Raw genomic sequence first — 6,463 nt, 5'->3', positions numbered from 1 at the left:
GGCCGGAGCGGCGGCGGGGGCCGGAGCGGCGGCCGCCGGGGCCTTGGGGGTGGCCGGAACTTCCGCGCTCTTGGCGCAGCCAGCGCCCATCAGGGTCGCCGCGGCCAGCACGGGAGCAACACGCATCCATCGAGGGAGGAGCACGGCTCCGGGGTTTAGCCACGCGCGCCGGGCTTGTAAAGCAAGGCGGCCTTTGGCAGACGGCCCCTCACCCATGCCCAGAGTCCTGATGCTTCACACGGGAGGCACGCTCGGAATGGCCGGTGGCCGGCCTTCCGCCCTGCGTCCCGCGGCTTTCTTCCAGACGCTCCGCAAGCGCGCCCCGGAGCTGTTCCAGCTGGCCGACATCGAACTGGAGCTGTTCTCCAACCTGGACAGTTCGGAGATGCAGCCGGAGCTCTGGAGCCGGATGGCCGCCCACCTCCACCGTCGACTGCCGGACTTCGACGGGGCGGTGGTGACCCATGGAACGGACACCCTCGCCTTCACGGCCAGTGCGCTGTCGTTCATGTTGCGAAATCCGCCCTGCCCGGTGGTGCTGACGGGCTCGCAGCGGCCGCTGGGGGAGATCCGCTCGGACGCGCGGCTGAACCTCATCGACGCGGTGCTCTCCGCGCTCCAGGGCCCGCGCGAGGTGACCATCTGCTTCGACTCGCACCTGTACCGGGGCAACCGCACGCGCAAGGTGAAGGTGGCGGAGTACGACGCCTTCGAGAGCCCCAACTTCCCGGTGCTGGGCACGCTGGGCGTGGACGCCACCTTCGAGAAGGGCCTCCCGTCCCGGGGCCCCTTCCGGCTCCATGAGAAGCTGGATCCGCGCGTCTTCCTCCTGAAGGTGTACCCGGGGCTGGACCCCGCCCTGCCCCTGCAGCTGCTGCCGCACGTGAAGGGGCTGGTGGTGGAGGCGTACGGGGCGGGCAACGTGCCCATCGCGCCGGAGCTGGGCCGCTCGCTCCTGCCGCTCTTCGTCCAGGCGCGGGAGCGGGGCGTCCCGGTGCTGGTGGTGAGCCAGTCGTACCGCAACGGGGTGGACCTCACGCTCTACGAGTCCGGGGCCAAGGCACTGGCGGAAGGGGCGGTGGGGGGCGCGGACATGACCCCGTCCGCGGCGCTGGTGAAGCTGATGCAGGGGCTGGCGGAGCATCCCCGGGGGGGCGAGGCCCTCTCCCGCTTCCTCCGGACGCCCGTGGCCGGCGAGCTGTCCGTCGGGCGGCCGACAGTTCCGCCACCGGAGAAACCGGGGCGCAGGCCCGCGCGGGTGGGGCGGGTCGGCTGACACCGGGTGCAGGAAAGGAGCGTGGGTGTGCTTGCCGCCGTGAAATGGCGGCCCCTAAGATGGAAGGCGCGATGTCCGAGGAGAAAACTTCAGTCCATTCGATTTCGGACCTGCTGGGCAGCGCCCAGCAGCAGAGCGCCTATCTGATCGTCATCAGCGCCAAGTCCGCCGCCGGCATCGGGCGGATGTTCAAGCTGGACCGCTTGGAGGTGGTGCTGGGCCGCAGCTCGGAGGCCCAGTTCCAGGTCGAGGACGACGGCATCTCCCGCAAGCACGCGAAGGTGGTCGCCATTGGCGACGGCCGCTTCCAGCTCGTGGACCTGGGCAGCACCAACGGCACGTACCTCAACGGCCTGAAGGTGAGCGCGGCGCCGCTGTACGACGGCGACAAGATTCAAATCGGCTCCAACACGGTGCTGAAGTTCAGCATCCAGGACGCGCTGGAGGAGCAGTACCAGCGCAGCATCTACGAGTCCGCCACGCGCGACGGCCTCACCCGCGTCTACAACAAGAAGTACTTCATGGAGACGGTGCGCAAGGAGTTCGCGTACTGCCTGCGCCACCGCGTGCCGCTGTCGCTGGTGCTCTTCGACGTGGACCACTTCAAGCGCATCAACGACGTGTACGGCCACCCGGCCGGAGACTTCGTGCTGACGCGCATCGCGCAGCGGGTGGCGGACACGGTGCGCACCGAGGACCTGCTCGCGCGCTACGGCGGCGAGGAGTTCGCGCTGATGCTGCGCGAGTCCGCGGAGGACGCGGCCCTGGCGTGCGCGGAGCGCTGCCGCGTGGCGGTGGACCGCGCGGACTTCATCTTCAGCGGCACGCCCATCAAGGTGACCATCAGCCTGGGCGTGGCGACGCTGCTGGACTCGGACTTCTCCCAGCCGGAGGACCTCATCTCCGCCGCGGACAAGTACCTCTACCGGGCCAAGCACGCGGGCCGGAACCGGGTGGACGCCAAGGCCGTCAGCGGCCCGTGAGCGTCAGGAGGAAGGCCTGATCCACGGGCCTTCCGCCGCAAGCCGTCAGCGCCGAAGTCTGAGCGGCCGAATGCCGCTCGCGACCTCAGCGTCCGAAGCCCAGCCGCCGCAGCCCTTCCGCCGACACGTGCTTCACGTGCGTGTCCGCGTCGTGCGCCGCCGCCTCGCTCAGCGCCGCCACCGCGTGCGGCCCGCCCAGCGCGGTCAGCGTCCTTGCTGCCGCGATGCGCACGTCCGCCACAGGATCCCCGCGCAGACGTTCCGCCAGGACGCGCACGTGCGCGGCGCGGCCCACGAACTCCAGCGCCCGCGCCGCCGCCGCGCGCACCACCGGATGATCCGACTCCAGCAGGCCCGCGGCCTCGTCCCCGCGCGACGGCTGCCGGTAGGCGGACAGCACGTCCAACGCGGCCACCACCACCTCCGGAGCGCCGTCCTCCAGCGCCTTCGCCGCCAGCGCCATCGCGTCGCCGTTCCGGGGCAGCGCCCCCAGCGCGCGCACCGCGCCCGCGCGCACCGGAGTCACGTTCGACGAGAGGAAGGGCGCCAGCCGCCGTGTGGGAGGCGGGCCCTCCGTGCAATCCCCCATGAACGCCACCGCCTCCCCCTGGACCTCCGGCGTCCGGGCGTTGCGCCCCTCCGCCACGTCCCGCAGGAAGGCGAAGCACCCCTTCTCATGGGACATCGCGCCCAGCCACGGCCGGGCGGCCTCCGCGGACTCCGAGTCCTTCACGCCCTGGAGCGCCACGTCCCGCAGGGGCTTCCCGGAGGACTCCGCCAGGCCCCGCGCCGCCAGCTCCCGGACCCGGCCGTCGTCATCCCCCAGCGCCCCCTCCAGCTCCCGCTTCGCCAGCGGACCGTAGCGGCGCAGGGTGGCCACCGCCGTGCGCCGGCGCTGCACGTCATTGGAGGTGAGCTCCGGTCGCAGCACGTCCAGTTCGCGCGAGAACACGGCGAAGAGCCGGTTGATGACCGCCTCGTCCGGAGGCTTCGCCTCGGTGAGGAGCAGCCTGCCCACGGACGCATGCTGCCGCTCCGCGACGGAGGAGAGGAGCTCCGCCATCACCGCATCACCGGCGACGGGCCGAGTCGCCACCGCGTCCATCACCACGCGCGTCGCCGACCTCCCCTGGAAGGTGGCCAGGTGCAGGAGCGCCGGCAGCCGCACGGACGGCTCCTGCGAGAACATCTCCAGCGCCAGCGACTGCCGGACGGCGTCCCGCTTCGCCCACACCCGGGCGGCGGCGGAGGGGCCCCGTGCGCCCGCCTCCCGAAGGAAGTCCGCCGTGGAGCGGCCGGAATCAGCGGCGGCCCGGACGGCGGTGAGGCAGGCCCCCAGGTCCGCGTCCGGCGGGGTGTCCATGATCCAATCCGCCAGGGCCCGCCGCTCCGTGAGCCCCCGGCTCCGGGCCTCCGCCCGCACCGCGGCCCAGCGCACCCGCCAGCTGGAATCCGTGAGCGCCGAGGCCAGCGCCTGCTGCGCCTCCACCCCGCCCTTCCCCAGGGACGCCACCCAGCTGTCCACCCGTCCCCCGGTGACGCAGGCGCCACAGGTCCGCGCGCGCAGGGACGGATCCGCGACGTGGCGGCGGCAGGAGGCCCAGCACTCGGAAGCGACCGTGCCAGCCCGGGAGGGGCTGGCCGCCAGCAGGAGGACCAGGAGGAGGAGGCGGGGCACGCGGCGGACACTCTAGCGCACGCGGCCCATCCTTTCCGTGCGGGTCTCCTTGCCTTTTCCGGCCCGCTGCGCCATACCCCCCGACTTTCTGAAGATTTACAGATTGCATCCAGCTAGGCGGAAGGAGGTGACTGCATGCCCGGTATTCGAGTGAAGGAAGGTGAGTCCATCGAAAGCGCTCTCAAGCGCTTCAAGAAGGCCACCGAGAAGGCCGGAATCCTTTCCGAGATCCGCAAGCGCGAGCACTACGAGAAGCCTTCCGTGAAGCGGAAGAAGAAGGCTCTCGCCGCCAAGAAGCGCGCTGTGAAGAAGGCCCGCAAGTCGTACTAGCAGGCCCGCAGTGAGGAGCCGGGGCTCCTTGAAGCAGTCAGGTGCCCTGGCTCCCGCCGTCCCATCCGCTGGCGCGGCGACCCTTTTCCCCGCCCGTGAGGAACCCCGACATGACCACCCTGAAAGAGCGCCTGACCGCGGACCTGAAGGACGCGATGCGGGCCAAGGACGAGCTGACCCTGAGCGTGGTGCGCATGCTCAAGAGCGCCGTGAAGTACAAGGAGGTCGAGCCGGGCGCCAGCGAGCTGGACGACGCGGGCGTCCTGCAGGTCATCGCCGGCCTCATCAAGCAGCGCCGCGACTCCATCGAGCAGTTCAAGGCCGGTGGCCGCCCGGAGCTGGCGGACAAGGAAGAGCAGGAGATTTCCGTCCTGCAGCGCTACCTGCCCAAGCAGCTCACCCCGGAAGAGCTCACCGCCGCCGTCCAGGCCTCCATCGCCGAGGTCGGCGCCAAGGGCCCCAAGGACATGGGCGCGGTCATGAAGAACGTGAACCCCAAGCTCCAGGGCAAGGCCGAGGGCAAGGCCATCTCCGAAGAAGTGAAGGCCCAGCTGGCGAAGTTGTCCTGAAGCACCTGTGATTCCAGGGGAAGGGGCGCCGGGAACGTCTCCCAGGTGCCCTCCCCACCCCGGGCTCGAAGCGGATTTTTTGATCCCTCGCCCGCTGGCCATTAAGCGCTGATCCTCAAAGGCACCTCCGCCCGTCCCCCACCCCGGGAGGCGAGCGGGCAGCCTTCAGGAGTGAGCGCCGTGTCCCAACCCTCGTCCGTTTCCGCGCCCCTGCCGCGTCGGCCTGCCCTGCCCGCCCGGGTGGAAGTCCCGGCGGGGCGCGGCCCCGGGTGCGTCAGAGGGGGCCGCCAGGATGGCGGGCGGAAGGCCGCGCTCATGCGGATGGATGGAGGGGCGTCGTGATTCCGGAGCACAAGATCCAGGAGGTCCTCGACCGCGTGGACATCGTGTCCCTGGTGTCCCGTCACGTGGAGCTCAAGAAGGCCGGCCGTGAATTCAAGGGCCGCTGCCCCTTCCACCAGGAGAAGACGCCGTCCTTCTACGTGGTGCCGGAGAAGCGCTTCTATTTCTGCCACGGCTGCCGGGCGAGCGGCGACGCGGTGTCCTTCATCCAGCGCTACCTGGGCAAGACGTTCCAGGACGCCGTGCGGGACCTGGCCCAGGAAGTGGGCATCGACCTGGAGGCCGCGCAGGATCCCGGCCTCAAGGAGCGTCAGCAGGTCAAGGAGGCCACGGACTTCGCCGCGGAGCACTTCCGCGGCCAGCTCTGGCACGAGGACGAAGGTCGCGCCGCGCGCGCCTACCTGGCCAGCCGTGGCGTGTCGGAAGAAGTGGCCCAGGGCTTCGGCCTGGGGTGGGCGCCCGCGCAGTGGAGCCTCCTGGCGGACCGCTTCCAGAAGAACGGCATGCTGGAGTGGGGCCTGAAGGCGGGGCTCATCAGCAAGCGAAACAGCGGGGATGGCTGCATCGACTTCTTCCGCAGCCGCCTGATGGTGCCCATCCGCGCGCCGGAGGGGCGGCCCATCGCCTTCGGCGGCCGGCTGGTCGCGGCGGAGGACGGCCCCAAGTACCTCAACTCGCGCGAGTCCCGGCTCTACAACAAGAGCGAGACGCTCTTCGGCATGGACCAGGCGCGCGACGACATCCACAAGCGCAAGACGGCCGTGCTCGTGGAGGGGTACTTCGACTGCATCGGCCTGCACCAGGTGGGCGTGCGCCACGCGGTGGCCCTGTGCTCCACCAACCTCACCGCCGGGCACCTCCAGGTGCTCAAGCGCGCGGAGGCCCGCGACCTGGTGCTGCTCCTGGACGGGGACTCCGCGGGCCTCGCCGCCGTGGAACGACTGGCCGGTCCCCTGCTCGCCGCTGGCGCTCCCACCCGGGTGGCGCTCCTGCCGCAGGGGGATGACCCGGACGTCTTCGCCCGCCGCGAGGGCACCGACGGCGTGGAGCGCCTCCTGGAGGGAGCCCAGCCCCTCACCGCCTACCTCTTCGCCACCCTGCTCCCCCTGGGCAAGCAGGCGAGCTTCGAGGAGAAGATGTCCGCCCTGGAGCGGCTCAGGCCCGTCACCTCCCAGGTGCCTCCGGGCCTGACGCGCTCGGCGCTCATCAGCGCGCTTGCGGGGCACTTCGGCTGGATGCCGGCGCAGATTGAGTCGTCCATCCAGTACAAGCCGCCCCCCACCCC

The 6,463-nt window shown here is 71.0% G+C and carries 6 protein-coding genes; 5 read left to right on the top strand and 1 reads right to left on the bottom strand.

What is annotated here, in order from left to right:
- Positions 1–256 precede the first annotated feature (256 nt).
- Complete coding sequence (locus D7X99_RS41090) at positions 257–1,276, top strand: asparaginase (RefSeq protein ID WP_233614192.1); 1,020 nt, start codon at positions 257–259, stop codon at positions 1,274–1,276.
- Between the two features lie 71 nt (positions 1,277–1,347).
- A complete protein-coding gene (locus D7X99_RS41085) occupies positions 1,348–2,259 on the top strand; it encodes a GGDEF domain-containing protein (RefSeq protein WP_120580762.1) in 912 nt (303 codons plus the stop codon).
- An 85-nt stretch (positions 2,260–2,344) separates the two neighbouring features.
- On the opposite strand, the gene D7X99_RS41080 is transcribed toward D7X99_RS41085, so the two are convergent.
- Positions 2,345–3,937 (bottom strand): HEAT repeat domain-containing protein, encoded by a 1,593-nt coding sequence (locus tag D7X99_RS41080; protein WP_169828197.1) that lies wholly within the window; start codon positions 3,935–3,937, stop codon positions 2,345–2,347.
- Between the two features lie 135 nt (positions 3,938–4,072).
- Between D7X99_RS41080 and rpsU the strand changes: the two genes are divergently transcribed.
- The 3 genes from rpsU to dnaG form a co-directional block, all read left to right on the top strand.
- Positions 4,073–4,267, top strand: a complete 195-nt coding sequence (rpsU, locus tag D7X99_RS41075) for a 30S ribosomal protein S21 (protein WP_014395136.1) — start codon at positions 4,073–4,075, stop codon at positions 4,265–4,267.
- Between the two features lie 110 nt (positions 4,268–4,377).
- A complete protein-coding gene (locus D7X99_RS41070) occupies positions 4,378–4,836 on the top strand; it encodes a GatB/YqeY domain-containing protein (RefSeq protein WP_120580763.1) in 459 nt (152 codons plus the stop codon).
- 338 nt (positions 4,837–5,174) lie between these two features.
- Positions 5,175–6,463: DNA primase (gene dnaG, locus D7X99_RS41065; RefSeq protein WP_120600309.1), on the top strand; the 1,289-nt coding region annotated here is incomplete at its 3' end.

Source organism: Corallococcus sp. AB032C (genome assembly GCF_003668935.1).
Lineage (GTDB): Bacteria > Myxococcota > Myxococcia > Myxococcales > Myxococcaceae > Corallococcus > Corallococcus exiguus.
The sequence above is the reverse complement of the archived record's forward strand: the minus strand, read 5'-3'. Positions and strand labels throughout refer to the sequence as shown.